Origin of the sequence: Caballeronia sp. LZ034LL, assembly GCF_031451215.1 — a bacterium.
GTDB lineage: Bacteria > Pseudomonadota > Gammaproteobacteria > Burkholderiales > Burkholderiaceae > Caballeronia.
In genome coordinates this window covers 644,674-662,875 of record NZ_JARUXR010000003.1, presented here as the reverse complement: position 1 = coordinate 662,875, position 18,202 = coordinate 644,674, and the positions used below count along the sequence as shown (strand labels likewise).

The 18,202-nt window shown below is 65.9% G+C and carries 24 protein-coding genes and 1 pseudogene; 8 read left to right on the top strand and 17 right to left on the bottom strand.

Features of this window, described 5'->3' with window-relative positions; all coding sequences use genetic code 11:
* Positions 1–7 precede the first annotated feature (7 nt).
* From QCE83_RS24125 to QCE83_RS24105, 5 genes are all read left to right on the top strand, one after another.
* The gene (locus QCE83_RS24125) at positions 8–1,126 is read left to right on the top strand and encodes a Zn-dependent alcohol dehydrogenase (RefSeq protein WP_309817247.1); all 1,119 of its coding nucleotides are present in this window, start codon (positions 8–10) and stop codon (positions 1,124–1,126) included.
* A gap of 2 nt (positions 1,127–1,128) precedes the next feature.
* Positions 1,129–2,127, top strand: coding sequence for an alpha/beta fold hydrolase (locus QCE83_RS24120; protein ID WP_309817245.1), 999 nt, complete (start codon positions 1,129–1,131; stop codon positions 2,125–2,127).
* Between the two features lie 14 nt (positions 2,128–2,141).
* The gene (locus QCE83_RS24115) at positions 2,142–3,161 is read left to right on the top strand and encodes a GntR family transcriptional regulator (RefSeq protein WP_309817244.1); all 1,020 of its coding nucleotides are present in this window, start codon (positions 2,142–2,144) and stop codon (positions 3,159–3,161) included.
* 160 nt (positions 3,162–3,321) lie between these two features.
* On the top strand, positions 3,322–3,570 hold the full coding sequence (locus tag QCE83_RS24110; RefSeq protein ID WP_309817242.1) for a DUF4148 domain-containing protein: 249 nt from the start codon (positions 3,322–3,324) through the stop codon (positions 3,568–3,570).
* A 44-nt stretch (positions 3,571–3,614) separates the two neighbouring features.
* Positions 3,615–3,959 carry a BON domain-containing protein gene (locus tag QCE83_RS24105; protein WP_309817241.1) on the top strand — a complete coding sequence of 115 codons (345 nt, stop codon included), beginning with the start codon at positions 3,615–3,617 and terminating at the stop codon, positions 3,957–3,959.
* Between the two features lie 47 nt (positions 3,960–4,006).
* Here the strand turns inward: QCE83_RS24105 and QCE83_RS24100 are convergent, their stop codons facing one another.
* Positions 4,007–4,456 carry an SDR family NAD(P)-dependent oxidoreductase gene (locus tag QCE83_RS24100; protein ID WP_309817239.1) on the bottom strand — a complete coding sequence of 150 codons (450 nt, stop codon included), beginning with the start codon at positions 4,454–4,456 and terminating at the stop codon, positions 4,007–4,009.
* A gap of 137 nt (positions 4,457–4,593) precedes the next feature.
* Here QCE83_RS24100 and QCE83_RS24095 point away from each other — a divergent pair, with 137 nt between their 5' ends.
* On the top strand, positions 4,594–5,016 hold the full coding sequence (locus tag QCE83_RS24095; RefSeq protein ID WP_309817238.1) for an FAD-dependent oxidoreductase: 423 nt from the start codon (positions 4,594–4,596) through the stop codon (positions 5,014–5,016).
* A gap of 12 nt (positions 5,017–5,028) precedes the next feature.
* Complete coding sequence (locus QCE83_RS24090; protein WP_309817237.1) at positions 5,029–5,376, top strand: putative quinol monooxygenase; 348 nt, start codon at positions 5,029–5,031, stop codon at positions 5,374–5,376.
* Between the two features lie 27 nt (positions 5,377–5,403).
* On the opposite strand, the pseudogene QCE83_RS24085 reads toward QCE83_RS24090, so the two are convergent.
* The 7 genes and pseudogenes from QCE83_RS24085 to QCE83_RS24055 form a co-directional block, all read right to left on the bottom strand.
* Positions 5,404–5,865 (bottom strand): annotated as a pseudogene (locus QCE83_RS24085) (DsbA family protein); the annotation flags it as partial.
* A 282-nt stretch (positions 5,866–6,147) separates the two neighbouring features.
* On the bottom strand, positions 6,148–6,291 hold the full coding sequence (locus QCE83_RS24080; protein WP_309817236.1) for a hypothetical protein: 144 nt from the start codon (positions 6,289–6,291) through the stop codon (positions 6,148–6,150).
* 11 nt (positions 6,292–6,302) lie between these two features.
* Positions 6,303–7,301 (bottom strand): cytochrome d ubiquinol oxidase subunit II, encoded by a 999-nt coding sequence (gene cydB / locus QCE83_RS24075; protein WP_309817235.1) that lies wholly within the window; start codon positions 7,299–7,301, stop codon positions 6,303–6,305.
* A 22-nt stretch (positions 7,302–7,323) separates the two neighbouring features.
* Positions 7,324–8,709 carry a cytochrome ubiquinol oxidase subunit I gene (locus tag QCE83_RS24070; RefSeq protein ID WP_309817233.1) on the bottom strand — a complete coding sequence of 462 codons (1,386 nt, stop codon included), beginning with the start codon at positions 8,707–8,709 and terminating at the stop codon, positions 7,324–7,326.
* A gap of 516 nt (positions 8,710–9,225) precedes the next feature.
* Positions 9,226–9,444, bottom strand: coding sequence for a response regulator (locus QCE83_RS24065; protein WP_309818732.1), 219 nt, complete (start codon positions 9,442–9,444; stop codon positions 9,226–9,228).
* A 51-nt stretch (positions 9,445–9,495) separates the two neighbouring features.
* The gene (locus QCE83_RS24060; protein ID WP_309817231.1) at positions 9,496–9,687 is read right to left on the bottom strand and encodes a helix-turn-helix transcriptional regulator; all 192 of its coding nucleotides are present in this window, start codon (positions 9,685–9,687) and stop codon (positions 9,496–9,498) included.
* 15 nt (positions 9,688–9,702) lie between these two features.
* On the bottom strand, positions 9,703–10,077 hold the full coding sequence (locus QCE83_RS24055; RefSeq protein ID WP_309817229.1) for a hypothetical protein: 375 nt from the start codon (positions 10,075–10,077) through the stop codon (positions 9,703–9,705).
* Positions 10,078–10,172: 95 nt separating this feature from the next.
* Between QCE83_RS24055 and QCE83_RS24050 the strand changes: the two genes are divergently transcribed.
* The gene (locus QCE83_RS24050) at positions 10,173–10,310 is read left to right on the top strand and encodes a hypothetical protein (RefSeq protein ID WP_404985461.1); all 138 of its coding nucleotides are present in this window, start codon (positions 10,173–10,175) and stop codon (positions 10,308–10,310) included.
* 28 nt (positions 10,311–10,338) lie between these two features.
* On the opposite strand, the gene QCE83_RS24045 is transcribed toward QCE83_RS24050, so the two are convergent.
* The 9 genes from QCE83_RS24045 to flhC form a co-directional block, all read right to left on the bottom strand.
* Positions 10,339–11,247, bottom strand: a complete 909-nt coding sequence (locus QCE83_RS24045; RefSeq protein WP_309817226.1) for a vWA domain-containing protein — start codon at positions 11,245–11,247, stop codon at positions 10,339–10,341.
* Positions 11,244–11,783, bottom strand: coding sequence for an MxaL protein (locus tag QCE83_RS24040; RefSeq protein ID WP_309817223.1), 540 nt, complete (start codon positions 11,781–11,783; stop codon positions 11,244–11,246). The genes QCE83_RS24045 and QCE83_RS24040 overlap by 4 nt, the downstream gene beginning before the upstream one ends.
* Positions 11,780–12,760: a vWA domain-containing protein gene (locus QCE83_RS24035; protein ID WP_309817220.1), complete on the bottom strand. Its 981-nt coding sequence runs from the start codon at positions 12,758–12,760 to the stop codon at positions 11,780–11,782. Before QCE83_RS24035 ends, QCE83_RS24040 begins: the two co-directional genes overlap by 4 nt.
* 4 nt (positions 12,761–12,764) lie before the next feature.
* Positions 12,765–13,643 carry a hypothetical protein gene (locus QCE83_RS24030; RefSeq protein WP_309817217.1) on the bottom strand — a complete coding sequence of 293 codons (879 nt, stop codon included), beginning with the start codon at positions 13,641–13,643 and terminating at the stop codon, positions 12,765–12,767.
* Positions 13,640–14,503: a VWA domain-containing protein gene (locus QCE83_RS24025; protein ID WP_309817213.1), complete on the bottom strand. Its 864-nt coding sequence runs from the start codon at positions 14,501–14,503 to the stop codon at positions 13,640–13,642. Before QCE83_RS24025 ends, QCE83_RS24030 begins: the two co-directional genes overlap by 4 nt.
* A gap of 15 nt (positions 14,504–14,518) precedes the next feature.
* Positions 14,519–15,538: a MoxR family ATPase gene (locus tag QCE83_RS24020; RefSeq protein WP_309817210.1), complete on the bottom strand. Its 1,020-nt coding sequence runs from the start codon at positions 15,536–15,538 to the stop codon at positions 14,519–14,521.
* Between the two features lie 155 nt (positions 15,539–15,693).
* Entirely contained in the window at positions 15,694–16,608 is a 915-nt protein-coding gene (locus tag QCE83_RS24015; RefSeq protein WP_309818729.1) for a LysR substrate-binding domain-containing protein, read from the bottom strand.
* Between the two features lie 74 nt (positions 16,609–16,682).
* On the bottom strand, positions 16,683–17,429 hold the full coding sequence (locus QCE83_RS24010) for an SDR family oxidoreductase (protein WP_309817206.1): 747 nt from the start codon (positions 17,427–17,429) through the stop codon (positions 16,683–16,685).
* 156 nt (positions 17,430–17,585) lie between these two features.
* Entirely contained in the window at positions 17,586–18,200 is a 615-nt protein-coding gene (gene flhC, locus QCE83_RS24005; protein ID WP_309817204.1) for a flagellar transcriptional regulator FlhC, read from the bottom strand.
* Positions 18,201–18,202: the final 2 nt, after the last annotated feature.

Here is an 18,202-nt window from a genome sequence, read left to right as displayed (position 1 = left end):
ACCGCGCATGAATGCGTTGAATGCGTTGACCTTCGATGCCGCACTCATGGAGCGCACCGGCGAGCCGCTGCGCATCGCGCGCGTGTCGCTGCGCAATCTCGCCGCGACCGACGTCGTCGTTCGGGTGAAGGCGGCGAGCCTGTGTCACACGGATCTCGAAGCGATGCGCGGCGACCTGGGCACACCGCTGCCGTTCGTGCCCGGACACGAGGCGGCCGGTGTCGTCGAGTGGACCGGCGCATCGGTCACGCGAGTCGCGAAGGGTGATCACGTCGTGATGTCGTGGAATCCGCACTGTGGCCAGTGTTTCTATTGCACGCGGCAACAGTCGATCCTGTGCCAGCCGTATCGCAGCCACATGGCGCAGTCGTTTCATTTCGACGGCGCGCCGCGTCTCTTTCTCGACGACGGCGCGCCCGTGCATCAACTGGCCTACATGGGCAGCTTCGCGGAATACTGCGTCGTGTCGGAGGACTGCGCGGTGCCTGTCCCCGCAGCCATGCCGTTCGATCGCGCCTGTCTGATCGGCTGTGGCGTCATGACCGGTTTTGGCGCGGCGACCAACATCGCGAAGGTCGAGCCCGGCAGCACGGTTGCGGTGATCGGTTGCGGGGCGGTGGGTCTGTCCGCGATACAAGGTGCGCGGCACGCGGGCGCAGCAAGGATCGTCGCGATCGACCGCGCGCCGGACAGGCTCGAGACGGCGCGCGCGCTGGGCGCGAGCCACGCGCTGTGCGCCGATGAATCGCTGGTGGCCGCCGTCGCGGATCTGACGAGCGGACGCGGCGCGGATTGCGTGATCGAATCCGCGGGCAATCGTCCGGCGCTCAGGGCAAGCGTTGAGATCGTGCGTCCGGGCGGTCAGGTGGTGTGGCTCGGCAAGCTCCCCGCCGACGATGAAGCATCGTTCCGCTGGGGCGCGCTGATGGGCGAAAAACGCATCGTGCGCTCGAGCTATGGCGGCGCGAACCCGGCACGGGACTTCCCGATGCTCGCCAATGCCTATCTCGACGGCACGTTACGCCTCGACGAATACGTGACATCGCGCATCACGCTCGATGGAATCAATGAAGGGATGCGGCGTCTTGCGGAAGGCGCCGAGCTCCGCGCGGTGATCGAGTTCTGATCATGAGTCATCCCGACCTGCAACCCGGCTGGATCGACACGCCGCATTACCGCGCATCGCTCGGGCGCTTCAGGCTGGAATCGGGCGAGCATATCTACGATCTGCTGATGTCCTACGTCGTCCACGGCGATCTCGATGATCGTACGCGCCCTGTCGTGCTGGGCGTCTGTGCCATCGGCAGCACGCATCACCGGCTCGACTTTTTGATCGGTGCGGGTCGGGCGTTCGATCCCGCGCGCGTCACCGTGATCGTCGCCGATGCGCTGGGCAATGGGCTCTCCAGTTCGCCGTCGAACTCACCGACGCAGGGCGGCGTGGCGTTCCCGCGCTTCACGATTCGCGACATGGTACGCAGCCAGAAGGCGCTGCTCGATCACCTGAACATCGCGACGCTCGACGCAGTCGTGGGTGCATCGATGGGCGGCATGCAGGCGCTGCAATGGGGCGTGTCGTATCCGCGCTTCATGAAGAAGCTGGTCGCGCTCGTGCCGATGGCGAAGACCACGGCCTGGTCGCAGGCGGTCAATCAGGCGGGCCGGCGCGCGCTCGAAGCATCGGGCGGCGACTGGAGTGCGTGGCTCGGGATCATGCACGTACTGGCGATGCGCACGCCGGAGCGTTTCGAGGAAGACGCGACACAGGCAGGCGGCACGCATGCGTGGTTCGAAAAGCGCGCCGCGTGGTTTCGCACGCAGCGGCTCGATCCGCTCGACTGGATCTGGCAGTCGCATGCTTACGATGCCCACGACGTCGGCACGACGCCGGGTTTCGAAGGGGATACGGCACGCGCGCTCGCGAGCATCGAGGCACATACGCTGATTGGCGTGCCGGCGCTGGACCTCTACAATCCCGTGGAAGAGGGCATGCGCGCGGCCGGGCAGATCGGAAACGCCAGACTGCTGCAGGTGCCTTCGACGAGCGGCCATATGATGGCCTCGGAGGCCGATCCCGTTTCCGCCGCGCGGCTGAACGCGGAGATCGCTTCGTTCATCGCGTATTAGCAGAGGCCCGTGTCATGAATCCTCAGGTCGAGGACATCGCACCGACGAATTCGCATTCCACGTCCGAGGCGGGCGGTTCCATTCAGCATCGCACGTATCGGCTGTTGCGCGAGATGATCGAAGACGGGCGCATCACGCCGGGTGAACGGCTGCTCGAAGCGCAGGTCGCGAAATCGTTCTGTATCAGCCGTTCGCCTGCGCGCATTGCGTTGGCCGCGCTGTGCGCGGACGGGATCATCGTCGAAAGCGAGGGGCGCGGTTATCGCGTGGCCGGCGCGGCTTCGGGCGATCGTGCCGGCAAGCCGGCCGTGCTCGACAAACTGGAAATCACGAACGCGCCGCAATGGCAGCGCATGTACGCGGAACTGGAGCGCGAGTTGTGCACTCGCGTGCTGTTCGGTTCGGTGCGCATCACGGAAGAAGGGCTCGCTGAACATTTCGCCGTGAGCCGCACCGTCGCACGCGGCGCGATGGCGCGCATGCACAGCGTCGGGCAGTTGTCGCAGGACCGCAACGGGCACTGGATCGCGGAGCAGGTGACGCGTGAGCGCATCGAGCATCTCTTCGAGATACGCCGCCTGCTTGAACCGACCGCGCTGCTGCACGCCGCGCAGCATGTGCCGCGTGAGTTCCTCGAAGCGGTGCGTGCACGTCTCGTCGGCGTCATCGAGGCGGGGCATCGCGGAGGCGCCGAGATGGACACCGCCGAGACCGATTTGCATATCGATCTCCTGTCGCACTGCCCGAACAAGGAGATCGTGCTTGCCCTCTCGCGCACGCACGTACTGTTCGTGCCGACACGCTATCTGAGCGACCCCTACCTCGAGATTCCGTACCAGCTCATCAGCGATGCGTTCACCGAGCATCTGCAGATCGTGGACGACATACTGGCCGGCCAGCCTGAGCGCGCAGCGCAGGCATTGACGGAGCATATCCGCGAAGCGAATACCCGCTGGGTGCTGCGTTTCGAGATCATCCGGCGCATGAAGCAGCCGGACTTTCCCGCGTATCTGACGGCGCTCGGTGCGGCTTGACCACGGGCGAACGTGCTCGTGGCGCACGAACGCCTGCCGACGCATTCATCAGAAGTTCCCCCTTCCCCGATACCCCGACGCGCGTTATACAAACCCACGGCATCGCGCGACCCGCACGGCTTGCCCGTATCGTCGTCTCCAAAGCAGCACGGAGGCGAACATGGGGTTACCGCAACTGACGTTTGGCTTTCTGATGACTATGCTGATGACATCCGGTGCGGTCGCGCAGTCGCCGGACCAGCCGATGACGCGCGCGCAGGCCCGCAAGGAACTCGAGGAACTGGCTGCGGTAGGCTACCACCCGGCGCAGGCATCGAGTCACCGGTTTCCGTTCGACATCGAGGACGCAGAGGCGCGTGTCGCGGAGAAGCGGCGTCAGGACGCCGCGCGCATCAGTGGGAAGCGCTGATCCACACCTGGACCGGCGTGGCGCTCAACCTGAAGGAGATTGGCATGAGAGTCAGAACCGTATCGATGATGCTCGCCTGCGCCTGCCTGTTGGCGCCGCCGGCACTCATGGCGCAGACCACGGATGCACCGATGAACCAGGGCACCAATGCGACGAATCAAAAAAGCGCGGACCGCGCACTGGCGAAGGCGGTCCGACGCGCGCTGGGGAAGACGCCGGGCTTCGACAGTTCCGGCGTGTTCGTCCGTGCGCGCAGCGGCGTGGTGACGCTGTCGGGTTCGGTCAGGAGCGGCGACCAGATCCCCGTGGCGGCCGATGTCGCTCGCTCGGTGAAGGGCGTGACCTCCGTGAACAACAAGCTCGGGCTGTTCCACGGCGGCAACGGTTGAGCGCAAGCGGCGCGGCGAGGACATGAGTGCCTCGCCGCGCCCGTTCGCTACACAGGAAGATTCTCCGACGCATCCGGATAGCGCGGATACCAGCCGTTCTTCACGCCGAGCGTCCGCACGTCGAATTCGATGTCGCCTTCGTAGCGCGGCGCATATTTCCTGAAGGCCGCCTCGACCTCGCGCCAGCGCGCGCTGATGCGCACGAAGTTGTACGCATGGGACATGATGTAGAACTCGCCGGCCTTGATCTGCTTCATGACGATGGCCGCGTACTTGTCCACCTGCTTGAACTTGCTCCATGCGAAGTCCGCGAGTGCTTCCACCTGATTGCGGTTCGTCACGTCGCATTCGAAGATCGCGACGCGCGAAGCGTGACCCGCGAGTTCCTTCTTTGCGTGTTCGAGGCGTGCCGGGTTCATCCCGGCGATCAGCAGTTGCGCCCCTTGGAGGCCGAACTGCCGCGGCGTGTTCTTCGGCACGTCGCCGGTGGAAGCCAAGCTATGCCGGGGACTGGATGTGGTCGTGGTGGGCGGCGGCAATTCGGCGGCAACTCGGTGGGCAGGGCGTCGTGTATCTGGCGTCGCGGGCCCAGCGGGTGCATCTGCTGATTCGCGGGCATAGTCTCTAGGAACACATGTCGCAGTATCTGATCGATCGCATCGCGCGGCTCTCCAACGTAATCCTGTACACGGACACCGAGGTGCTCTCGCTTTCCAGCGACAGCGCCGGACTCACGGGCGTCAACTGCCGCGGACCGCAGGGCGAACGCAGCTTCGAAGTCCGGCATCTGTTCCTGTTCACCGGCGCCGAGCCCAATACGCGCTGGCTCAGGGATTGCAGCGTCGACACCGACGACAAGGGCTTCGTGCTGACCGGCAACGCGGCGCGCAGCAGCCTTGAACAGCAACCGCGTCCGTTCGAAACCAGCGTCGACGGCGTTTTCGCCATCGGCGATGCGCGTTTCGGTTCGATCAAGCGGGTATCGGCGGCCGTGGGAGAGGGCGCGTCCGTCGTCGCGCAGGTTAATGAATTCCTGGCCGCGCATCAGGTACATTGAAGCGGAAACCTCGTGCGCGCAGGCGCGCTCAACCTGAAGGAGAACACTCCAGTGACCTCGAATGTGAAAGTCGTCGCCATCCTGAAAGCCAAACCGGGACGAGAGGAGGAACTCGCTGCGCTGTTGCACGGAATGACCGGCCCATCGCGCGCGGAAGCCGGCAATCTGCGCTATGACCTCTGGCAGGACGTCGACAACGCCGGCCAGTTCGTGCTCGATGAACTCTATCTGAGCCACGATGCCATCGCGTCGCACCGAAGCACGGCGCATTTCCAGCACTATCTGTCGCGTATCGGCGAACTCGCAGAGCGCACGGCGGTGGTCGTCAAGGCGGTGGATGTCTTTCCGGGCGACGCCTGATTCCCAAGCGTCGCGCTGTCGGCACGGTCAGATGCGTTGCATGGCGGCGAGCAGGCTCTCGATGTCATGCGCGCCGTCATAGCGAACCTCGTTGATGAACAGGGTTGGCGTGCCCTGCACGTCGCTCCGCACGCCGCTCGTGGTGTCGCGCTGGATCCGCGCATCATGCGCGCCTTCGAAGGCGGCCGAGAGCTCCGGGCCGGGAATCCCGACCAGCCTCGCATACTGTTCCAGTGCGCCGTCGCTCAGGTCGGCCTGGTTGTCGAACAGGATGTCGTGGGCTTCCCAGAACCGGTCTACCGCCGCGCCCGCTTCAGCGAAGCGCGCGGCGCGCAGCGCGTGTTCATGCAATTCCGTCAGCGGGAAATGCCGGAACACGAAGCGCAACTTCGCGCCCATCACGCATTGCATTTCCTTGATGACCTGATGCATCGCGCCGCAATACGGGCACTGGAAGTCGCCGTACTCGACCAGCGTGACAGGCGCGTCGCTCGCGCCCCGGCTTCCGTACGCAGGCGCATTTCACGACGGTGTTCCGCCGTCACGTCGACGACACGCCTTACCGGTGGCACGCCAAGCACGGCGCGCTGCATGCGGCAATGGAAAGCGGCGGCTGAAGAGGGTGTGAAGCACGTCCGGCGTTACGCGCCGGACGTGAGCAGGGCAGGGCCTGAAAGACGTGAAAAATGAAGCGGAAAAAGAAGCGGAAAAGACGAGCCCCGTTGCGCCGGAAGAGCGCAACGGGGCTTTTCGTTCTGGCTTGCGATGGATTCAATGATGCATCGAGGCCGCAACGAGCAAGTGAAACGGCAGCGCGAGCAGCATGGTGCCCGCGAAGCCGACGAGCCAGAGGATGGCGAACCACATCATGCGCTTGCCGACGGTGGTTTCGGTGTCGTGCGTGGTGTCGGACATGGTGTGCTCCTTCATTCGTAGCTGCTGCCCGGCAGGACCTTGCCGCGGAAGACCCAGTAGCCGGCCGTGGTGTAGGCCAGGATGACCGGAATGATGATGACCGCGCCGACCAGCGTGAAGAGCTGGCTGGAGCGCGGCGCGGCGGCGTCCCACAGCGTGACGCTGGCGGGAATCGCATACGGCCAGATGCTGACGAGCAGCCCGATATAGCCGAGCAGGATCAGCACGAGACACATCATGAAGGGCACGCCGTCGGAGCGGCGCCTGACCGCCTGATACATGAGGAAGGCCGCGAGCGCGACCAGCATGGGAATCGGATACAGCCGGTAGCGGAACGACGAATCGAACCAGCGCAGCGCGACTTGCGCATTGGTCAACGGCGTCCAGATGCTGACGGCCACGATGAAGCCGAGCAAGGCGAGCGTCAGCGGCCAGACGAGCGCATGCAGCCGTTCCTGCAACGCGCCGCCGGTGCGCATGACCAGATAGGTGGCGCCCTGCAGCGTGTAGGTCACCATGAGGCCCATGCCGGTGAAGAAGCTGAACGGCGTGACCCAGAAGAAGGGATCGCCGGAAAAGACGCCGTTCTTCACCGGGATGCCGTGCAGATAGGAGCCCAATATCACGCCCTGGAAAAACGCCGCGCCCGCCGAGCCGCAGATGAACGCGAGGTTCCAGAGATTCTTCGTGCGGCTGGCCTTGCCGCGCAGCTCGAACGAGACGCCGCGGAAGATCAGGCAGACCAGCATGAAGACAATCGGCAGATAGAGGCCCGAGAGCGCGACAGCATAGACCATCGGGAAGGCCGCGAACAACGCGGCGCCGCCGAGCACGAGCCAGGTTTCGTTGCCGTCCCACACGGGCGCGATGCTGTGCATCATGATGTCGCGCTCGCCTTCGTCGGGGAAGAACGGAAACATCATGCCGACACCGAGATCGAAACCGTCGAGCGCGACATACATGAAAAGACCCAGGGCGATGATGGCGGCCCAAATCACGGTGACGTCCATGCGCATGCTCCAGTAGCGGCGATCAGTCGGTGGCCGCAGCGAGCGGCCGGCGCCCGCTCACCTCGACGGACGCGGGCGGCGCAATGCGGTCCGCCGCGCATCCTGGCCCGCTGCGGATCAGCTTCACGATGTAGTACACGCCGGTGCCGAACACCAGCACATATACGACGACGAAGATCAGCAGCGAGACGCCCGCGCTCTGCGCCGTCAGCGGCGACACGGCGTCGCGCGTACGCAGCACGCCATAGACCACCCAGGGCTGGCGTCCCGCTTCGGTGGTGATCCATCCCGCGATCAGCGACACCACGCCGGCCGGTCCCATCAGCACGGTCAGCCACTGGAACCAGCGGGTCTCGAAAAGCGCGCCGCGCCGTCGCAGCAGCAGGCCGGCGAAGGCCGTGAGGATCATCAGCACGCCGAGACCGGCCATGATGCGGAAGGTCCAGAAGATCAGCGACGAATTCGGCCGGTCCTCTTTCGGGAATTCCTTGAGCCCGCGAATCTCGCCGTCCCAGCTATGCGTGAGGATCAGGCTGCCAAGATGCGGCACCTTGATCGCATAGCGGGTCTCTTCCTTGTCCATGTCGGGAAAACCGATCAGATTGAGCGAGGTGCCGCCTTTCTCCGTTTCCCACAGTCCTTCTATGGCGGCGATCTTCGCCGGCTGATACTTGCGCGTGTTCAGGCCGTGCTGGTCGCCGACGAAGGCCTGGATCGGCGCGAGGAACAGCAGCAGGCCGAGCGCCATCGAGTACATGGTCTTGATTTCCGGATCGCGGCGGCCGCGCAGCAGATGCCATCCGCCGGTCGCCGCGACCACCAGCGCCGCGACGATGAACGCGGCCATCGTCATGTGCGCGAGCCGGTACGGAAACGACGGATTGAAGATGACGGCGAACCAGTCCACCGGCACCACATGGCCATGCTCGATCGTGAAGCCCTGCGGCGTCTGCATCCAGCTGTTCGACGCGAGAATCCAGAAGGTGGAGATGAGCGTGCCGACGGCGACCAGCACGGTGGCCGCGAAGTGCGCCTTCGGGCCGACCTTCTCCCAGCCGAACAGCATCACGCCGAGAAAGCCGGCTTCAAGGAAGAAGGCGGTCATTACTTCGTAGGTGAGGAGCGGTCCGGTGATCGGTCCGGCGAAGCTCGAAAAGCCCGACCAGTTGGTGCCGAACTGGTAAGCCATGACGACGCCCGACACGACGCCCATGCCGAAGCCGACCGCGAACACCTTCGACCAGTAGACGCACAGTTCCTTGAAGTGCGGCTTGCCGGTGATCAGATAGCGCGCTTCCAGCACCGCGATGAAGCTCGCCAGCCCGATGCTCAGCGCCGGAAAGATGATGTGCACCGACACCGTGAAGGCAAACTGGATTCGAGACAGATCGAGCGCGTTGGCATCCATCGTGGAGTCCCTGCTGTGATGCGCGGCCCGGCGCGGGGCAGCCCGGGTGAGTGCGCGTTGGCAACAGCACAGTAGCGCGAACGCCGGCGCGGCGAAATCGTACGGCGGTATGTTCCGGCAATCGTGCGATGCAAATCCCCTATACCGTCGTATGGGAAGCCAACCCTGCGCGCGCGCCGGGCCGTGGCCGGCTGAATAATCCGCGCCGCCGTCTTGCCAGGCTTAATTTCAGATCGAATTACAAATGCCCGGTTGATTCAATAATTCGCGCAAAATGAGTTGCATGGATTTTGCATTACGCGGCCGGAAGGTCTTCGTTTTCCTGATAAATGAAACGTCAACGGGACGGAATTACAACCCGTGTCGCGCGAACCGGATTATCGCTTTTCGAACCGGACGGAAAACGCGGCGCCGGCAGTCGAATTGGCGAACTAGCCGTTCGGGGAAAAACCTTCCCTGAACGACGCGCTTCGAAGCACCCGGACCATGGCGATTCGCTGCATCGAGAGCGGCGTTTCAGGGCGTGCCCAGCGCCTGCTGAACGTAGTGCAGGATCGTATTCGAATCGACCGGTTTTTCCAGGTAGGCGAGCGGGCCGTTGGCGAGCATCACGGCTTCGTCGTGCGGATTCGGGACGCCCGTGATGAAGATAGTCGGCGGCGCGCGGCCTTGGGTGATGAGCAACGCGTGCATCTCGATCCCGGTCATGCCGGACATGGTGACGTCCGAGATCAGGCAGCCGGTGCTGCCGCCACTGCGTAAGTTCTGAACGCGATTGAGGGGTTTTCACGCGTCCTCGAAGATCTCCTCGATCCGGAGCCCGAAGACCCGGGCGATAGCGAACGCGAGCGGCAGGCTCGGATCGTACCTGCCGTTCTCGATCGCATTGACCGTCTGGCGCGACACCCCGAGCGCGCCGGCGAGATCCGTCTGCGACCACTCGCGTTCGGCGCGTAGCGCACGGATGCAGTTCTTCATGAGCGCCGCATCCGCTCAGCGATAGCGGCGCGCACTGAACACGCTGCCCAGGATCCACAGCACCGCCATCACCGGCCACACGACGAACAGGGACAGCTTCGGAAAACCGACGCCTTCGAGAAAACCATAGCTGAAGGTGATGAGCGCCGTGCCCGCGAACGCGATGGCCAGCGCTTCGAGCTGGACGCGCCGGAACAGTTCGTCCACGCGCCGCAACTGCCGCACGACGACCCAGCAGATGAACGGGCCGGCGATCATCGGACACAGCGCGACCGCGATGCGGGCCGTCTGGTTGTCGAGCGTGCCGGAGCGCAGCCACCACACCGAAGCCATCAGCAAGACCACATAGGCCAGCATGGCTGCGGTCATTTCCTTGCGATATCGGTTCATGACGGCATCTCTCTCTGCGTGTAAAGGATGCTTTACAGCATAGCGAAGCGCCTTCACGATGTAAAGGCTGCTTTACATGACCATGACCGCGTTTGTTGTCGGCGTGGTCGAAGATCTTCAATCCCGATCTGCCCGTCACCTTGGCCGTGCCGCCGCGTCCCGACGCATTCTGGTTCCCCGACAGCCAGATCTGGATCGAACAGGAACAGGCCGTGGGCGGCAAGGCGGCGTGACCGGCGTGACCGGCGTGACGTCGGCCGCTCATGCATTGCGTTGCGGCAGGAAGCGCCAGGTCAGCAACATCAAGGCGAGTGCGGCGGGAAGCCAGTTGATGTCGGTCGGCACGCTGTCGCGATGGGTGTAGCGATGGTCGGTCATGGCCGCGAACAGATCCTGCGGCGTGCGCAGGCGCCGGTAATCGAAGCCGATCTGCTGCGCCACCGAAGCCAGATACTCCCCACGCAAGGCCGAAAGCTCCTCGTGACTCTGCGCGCTGACGCCCGGTTCCGAATGGGCGGGCACCTGGATCACCTGATCCGCCTGCCAGTAGCCGACGCGCCGGCCATCGGCGTTCGTGCGCGGAATGGGCGCAGGCTGATCTCCGCCCACGCCGATCAGCCAGCCCTTCACCTGTCCGCGCGGCACGTCGCGGACAGGTTCGTCGGCGAGCACCGGCGGCGCTTCCTGACCGTCGGTGATGAGCAGCACGCCCGTCTCGTGGCCGACGGTCTTCGCCGTCCGCACGGCGGCGAACACGCCGCCTTCCGCGATGCGGCTCCAGTTGGTCCAGCGCATGTCGCCGCCGATGCCGTCGAGCGAAGCCTGCAAGGCGTCGAAGTTGCCGCACACCTCGACGGGCGGCATGAGCAGCAGCGTGCCCTGTCCGGTGAAGATGCTCCAGCCGATGCGCGAGCCGCACGGCAGGCGTTCCAGCGTATCGCGCATGGCCGCGCGCGCGAACTCAAGGCGGCTGACGGGCGCGCTGCCGATGCCGACGTCTTCGACATCCATGCTCTGCGTGATGTCAAAGGTGACGATGGTGCTGACGACATTCCTCGGCAGCATCAGCGGCGGCATCCAGACCGCCGCGGCGAGCAGCAGCGCGGCGGCGGCGAGCGCCCAGTTGCGTCGTCCGCCCGGCGCTCGGGTCAGGGCAAGGGCGGCGCTCATGGCAGATCCTCGCTTTGCGCGCCACGCAGCCTCACGGTGGATTGATGCTTGATGTCGAGTTCATCCTGATCGCCGGGTACCTCGGGCGCGAGCCACAGCGCGCGTTCGAGGTTGTAGCGCGCGTCCCAGTCGCCGGGCGTGATGCGCAACGCCGTGCGATAGCGGTCCTTGGCCTGCTCCAGCAGCGGCAGCGAGCGGATGGGACCCGCGGCCTCAGTGCCCGCCGCTTCGCGCAGATACAGGTTGCCGAGATTGAAGAGGGCGGCCGTCTGCAGCCTGCGATCGGCGGATTGCGCCGCGAGCGGATCGAGCAGGTGCTGGGCGTCGTCGACGCGTCCGGCTTTTGCAAGCGCCGCCGCGCGCGCCAGCCGCACTTCGCCCGCTGCGTCCGGCGTGTCCGGTTTGTTGATCGTCATGTCATGCACTTCGCGCGTCACGGTCTGCGCGTGCCGGAACACGCTCCAGTCGTACAAGGCCAGCGCCGCGAAGACGATGGCGACGCTCCCGAAGGCGAGATGGATTGCGCCGCGTCTCATGTCCAGCTCCGCACCTGAACGCCACGCAGGGCCAGCAGCATCGCGCTCGCCAGCAACGCGGCGGCGAAGCAGAACGCGCTGTCGTCCTGCCGTGGCAGCCGTTCGGAGAACGACAGCGGCGTGCTGTGCTGCTTGTCGATCTCGGCCATCGCGGCAGCCATCGCGGCGGCGTCTTCGGCCTGATAAAGCCGGTAGGGCGTCGCGAGTCCCTGAAAAAAGCGATGCAGCTCCGCTTCCTCGGAGTGATCGTCGGCGGATGCGGGCTTCGTCAGATCGGGGCTGTACACGCCGCTGCGCAAGTACACGAAGTACAGCGCGATGCGATTGCGCGCCAGCCCGCTGCGGATCGCCTCGCGCGCGGCGGCGTCGAGATTGGCGCCGCCGTCCGAGACCAGCACGATGGCGCGGCGGGCCGCGTACGCGCGTCCGTCGAACTGCCGGATCGCCGCGATCAGGCCGCGATCCAGCCGCGTATCCGGCATGCCGCGCCCGATGCCGGTGCCGTCGAGCGCCGCATCGATGATGCGGTGATCGGCGGTGAACGGCACGGCGAGAATCGGACTGATGCCGAACATCATGAAGGCGAGGCGGTCGTCGGGCCGCACGGCGACGAAGTGTTCGAGCGCATGGCGCGCCACCGCATTCTTCGACTGCCCGCTCGGCTCGCTCACCGGCGTCTTCGACATGACCGCGTCCATGCTCGCGCTCCGGTCCATCAGGATGAGGATTTCGGCGGCGCTGCTGGTGCGCATCGCCTGCACGTGCGACCGCCCCGGACCCGCCAGCCCGATGACGATGGCCGCCATCGCCAGCAGCGCGCAGAGGCGCCGGGCGTGATCGATGGCCGAGCCGAGCGGATCGCGCGGCAGCCAGTCGACGAACGAATAGGCGAACGATTCGGCGGGCCGCGGCAACAACGGCAGCAGCGCGAGCGGCAGCAGGAGGAGCAGCCAGGGCCGGAGGAAATCGACGGGCATCGCGTCAGCGCCTCTGTTCCGCGCGTTGCAGCGCCCGCGCGAGGTCGCGCAGCTCGCGCAGGTCGTCGGGCGGCGCAGCGTCGCGCATGAAGAAGCGTTCTTGCGAGCGCGCGTAGAACTGCTCGATGCGTGGCCGCAGCGCGTCGAGATAAGGCGCGCGGGCGAACAGCACGGGCAGCGACGCCGCGTGGACGACTTGCGCGGCGGCGGCATCGAAGGCGCGGTGAAGGTGGACCCAGGGGGCGTCACCGTCGTTTTCGATGCGGCGGATCGCCCGCCACGCACGCGCGAACGGCAGTGTCCTCGCGTCCGTGCGCGTGCGCCACGTCCACCACGCAGCCCACGCCAGCACGGTCACCACGAACAGCGTGAGCATCGCGATCATGCGGCGCCGCGCGGCCGGTCCATCCCTCGGCGTGACGATACGGTCGGGTTGCAGCGCTTCGAGCGCGCCGCTGCGGAATGCATTGCGCGGCGTCAAGGGCCCGACGCTGATCGGCCATGCGGCCACATTCAACGACGCGCCCTCCGCGGGCTTCAGTTCGAGCGCCGGCAGACCTGTTTGCGTGAGCGTCTGCGCGGCGTTGATGACCTGATACTCGATCACCATCCACGGCTGCCCCTGCGCGTCTTCCTCGATGCGCGCCGGACGACGTTCGAGCCACACGCCCACGCGGCCCGCCGAAGGCAGCGGCACGTCGTGGAGCGCGTGTCCGTCGGAGGCGAGCAGCACGCGCTGCGTCAGCACGTCGCCGAGCGCATAGCCGAACGCGCGCGGCTGCGCGACGGTGGCCGTCACGGCCGCCTCGGCCGGCTCGGCGCGGGCGAGCATCGCGCACAGCAGCAACATCGCCGCGCCGATCGAGCCTATGCCGCGGCTCATGCCGTCGTTTCCAGGAAGTAACGCGAGAGCGCTTCGGCATCGAACGCACCCTCGATGAAGAACGGCGTCGCGCCGCGCTTGCGCAACACGCCGCTCAGCTCGGCGCGGCGCTTCGCGACGTTGTCGCGCCACTGCTGCGCGATCGAACGCCGCAGCCACAGCGCACGGCGTCTGCCATCTTCGATGTCGCGCACCTGGAGAAACCGGCCGCTGGCGGGCGGCTCGGTTTCGGCCTTGTCCCAGATGACCATCGGCACAAGGCGCGCATGGACCAGCCGATCGAGCGCGGCGTCGAGCACCGTCAGCGGCCAGTGGAAGTCGGACACCAGGAACACGAGACCGCGCCGCCCCGCCAGACGTTCGAGCGCGCGCACCAGTCCCGCTACCGGATTCGCGGAGACCTCGGATACGGAACACGTGCGCAGCCGCTGCGCCATTTCATCTCCGACACCCCGGCCATGGCGCGCCGGCATGAACAGGTCTTCGCGCACGTGCTGGTCGAAGCCGAGCAGGCCGACCTGATCGCCGGCCCGGAACGCGCTGTAGCACAGCGCTTCGACGAACTCGGCGGCGAGATCGAGCTTCGGCCGCTGCGCGCCGAAGCGCATCGACGCGGAGACATCGACCAGCACCTGCACCGGCACCGCGACGCGCTGCAAATGCAGGCGCACCAGCCATTGCTGCGGCACGGCGCGCTGGCTGGCGCGCAGGTCGAGGCGGCGCGGATCGGGATGATCGAACAGCCGCGCGTGCATCGCGAACTCCTGTCCCGCGCCGAAGCTCGTGCCCGGATGCGAGCCGGGCCGGAAGCCGCGCGCCCGCCCGGGCAGCCGGTAGTGGAATTCGACAGGACCCTTCATGACCCGGCGTGCAGATCAGGGAACCGCGATCGTGCGCACGATCATCGCGGTCAGCGCATCGGCGAGTTCCTGCCGGCGCATTTCATAGACGGGCGTGAAGAAGACCCGGTGACCGAGCGCGGGCAGCAATACCGCGTGAACGTCCTCGGGCAGCACATGCAGTCGTCCTTCGAGCCACGCACGCACGCGCACCGCGCGCACCAGTGCGCTCATGCCGCGCGGACTGGCGCCCGCGAGAATCAGCCGGTCCATGTCGACGTCCGGCAACTCGATGCCGAAGCGCTGCGGTGTTTCGGTCGCCTGCCAGATATCGAGCACATAGCGTTCGATGCGCGGGCTCAGCGTGACGCTGCGCTGGATCGCCGCGCCGATGGCGTTGAGCCGCGTGGCGTCGATCACCGCGCGCGGCACGCTTTCCATGAGGGCATCGACGTCATGGAACTTCGGTTCGAAGACCAGCGCGCGGCGCACGTCGTCGTCCTGCGGCGTCGGCATGTTGAGCTCGAAGAGAAAGCGGTCCCGCGCCGCCGACGCTAACTCGAAGGTCTCGTCCTTCTCCACCTTGTTGCGATCGGCGAACACCGTCAGGTGCGGGAAGCGGTAGTCGCGGCCGAATGCGGACACCGTGCGCTCGGCCATCGCGCGCAGCAGCAGCGACTGCACTTGCGGACGCGAGCGGTTGATCTCGTTGAAGAAGAACGTGCTGAGTCCTTCGCCGTGACGCAGCAGGGGACCGGGTTCGATGCGCGGCTTGCCGTCGGCATCGACGAAGGTGTGATAGATGAGATCGCCCGGCATCAGGTCGATGGTGCCTTCCACGCGCTCGAAGTCGCCTCCGGTGGCGCGGGCGAAGGCGCGCAGCAGCGTGGTCTTGCCGACGCCCACGCCGCCCTCCAGCAGCACGTGGCCCCGCGCATAGAGCGCGATGTTGATCAGATGCGAGATCGCCTCCTGCCCGACGACGGCATTCGCGACCGCTGCCTCCATGTTGCGGGCTTCGCCGCGCCAGTCTTCGAGTTCGGTTTCGGATGCCATGAAGTCGCGCCGCGCCTTGCTTCGAGTGAAGGGGGTCTTGATCGAGCCGGCGTCAGGGAATGCATAAGACATGCCCATCGTGCAAAGCCGCTCGGGCGCGGCACGAGGGAGCACAGTGTCCTTGCGCGATGACAGTGTGTCGCGGACAAAGCGGTTCAGCGCAAGCCGGCCTCTTCGAGCAGCCATGCCTTGAACGCAAGCACCGGCGCCTGTTCGCCGCCGCCCTTGCGATGCACCAGGAAGTAAGCCAGCTCGCAGCTCTGCACCGTATCGAAGGGCTTGACGAGGCGGCCTTCGGCGAGATCGCGCTCGACCAGCGTGGTCCTGCCGAGCGCGACGCCATTGCCGGACATCGCCGTTTGCAGCGCCATCGCGGAATCATTGAGTTGCAGGCCGCGCCGCGTGTCCACGCCATCGCGGCAACCCGCATGCAGCAGCCACGAACGCCAGGTCGGGAAGACGCCGAAGCCGCTCATCGACGTATCGTGTATCAGCGCGTGATGTTGCAGATCGAGCGGCGACTTCAGCGCGTGGGGGCCGTGCAGCAGGGCCGGACTGCACACCGGGAAGAACTCGTCGCGCAGCAGGAACGTGGCATCGAGACCGGGCCACACGCCCGCGCCGTAGCGGATGCCGGCATCGATGCGCTCGGCGGTGAAGTCCGTCAGACGTCCGCTCGTGTCGATGCGCAGATCGTAATAAGGATGCCGGCGCTGGAAGCGTTCGACCCGCCACAGCAGCCACTTGTCCGCGAAGGCGGGCGGCACGGTCACCGTGAAGACGATGCGCGACTTGCTGGCCTTGAGCGCTTCCATCGCGTTGGAAAGCAGATCGAAGCCGCCTTGCAGGTCCGGCAGGGCGGCACGGGCGGCGTCGGTCAGCGTGAGTCGCAACGCACCCGATGTCGAGCGATGAAACAGTTCGACATCGAGATACCCTTCGAGCCCGCGAATCAGCTGACCGACCGCCGCGGGCGTCACGTTGAGTTCATTGGCTGCGGCGGTGTAGCTCAGATGCCGCGCGACCGCTTCGAAGGCTCGCAGCGCGTTCAGGTTGCCGGGCGCTCGCATCATGACTCCTGCGTAGGGAAGTGCGCTCAATCTACCGAAATGCGCCGCGCCCGGCCAGAGCGCGAAGCGCGCTGTCAAAACTGCGTCAGGCCCCCGTCAACCACCATCTCCGTGCCGGTGATGAAGGCTGCGTCGTCGCTGGCGAGGAACAGCGCCGCTTGCGCCACTTCCCGCGCTTCGCCGAAACGCTTCAGCGGCACGGCGGCTTGAATGCCTTCGCCGGCGGCGGCCAGTTCTTTCTCCGACAAACCGAGCTTGCCATGAAAGGGCGTGGCGATCGGGCCGGGGCTCACGGCATTGACGCGAATGCCGCGCGGCGCGAGTTCGGCGCCGGCCGAGCGGACCAGCGAGCGCAAGGCGGCTTTCGTCGCCGCGAGCACCGACAGACCCGGCGTGCCGGTTTCATTCAGGAACGACGTGGTGACGACGATCGCGCCGCCCTTCGGCATGTGCGGCACGGCTTTCTGAATGGTGAAGAACGCGCCGCTGAAGTTCAGCGCGAACTGCTCGCTGATCTGTTCGGGCGTCACGGCGTCGAGCGGCGCGGCGGTGGCGGCGCCCGCGTTGGCGTACACGACGTCGATGCGTCCATGCGTTTCCACGATCTCGACGATCGCCCGGTCGAGCTGAGCCGGGTCGCGCAGATCGACGTTGAGTGTCATCGCGGAGTCGCCGAGGAGCCGGGCGGCTCCTTCGAGACGGCCCGGATGCGTGCCCGTCACGATGACCTTCGCGCCTTCCTGTTGGAACAGCCTGGCGGCTTCCAGACCGATGCCCGAGGTTCCGCCCGTGATCAGTGCAACCTTGTCGTTGAGCTTCATGACCGACTCCTTCGATAGTGGGTGAGGTGAAGGGCTTCGCTGCGTTGCGTTGCCCGTGACTTCACTATCGACGAACGGTCCGTCCCCGACAAACGAGATGATCTGTGCGGGCGGAGAAGAAAATCTACGCCGCCCCGTGAAAGGCGCCGGAAAGCCTCACGCGGCCTGCGGCGGAATGAGATCCGGCGATGCCGCGAGCTCGTCTTCGGCCACCGCGGCGAAGGTCTGCTCCGCGGCGCGCGCCGCCGCCTTGCGCGTCTTGCCCGCCCGCGACGGCGGCTGGCATACGCCGCACACGACGCCATGCTGCAAGTCGTGCTTGTGCGCGATGTACTTTCCCGTGCAGCGGCAACAGGGCGTCAGTTGCAGCATCTCGGCTTCGAAGAAGCGCACCAGGGTCCAGGCGCGCGTGAGATCGAGTACGGGCTCGGTATCGGTGCGCGCGCAATGTTCGAGATATAGCCGATAACCCTTGGTGAGCGCGTCGAGGTGCGAGCAGTGCGCATCGTTCTTGAGGAACTGGTAGGTATTGAAGAACAGCGACGCGTGAATATTGGGCAGCCAGGGCATATACCAGTCCGCCGAGAAAGGCAGCATGCCCTTGGGCGGCGATGCACCCCGCACTTCGCGATACAGCCGGATCAGGCGGTCGCGCGACAGCTTGAGTTCGCTTTCGAGCACCTGCATGCGCGCGCCCAGTTGAATCAGCGCGATGGCGCGAAACACTTCCTGGGCGTCCTCGGTGACGGTCTTCTTCGCTGGCGTATTCATGC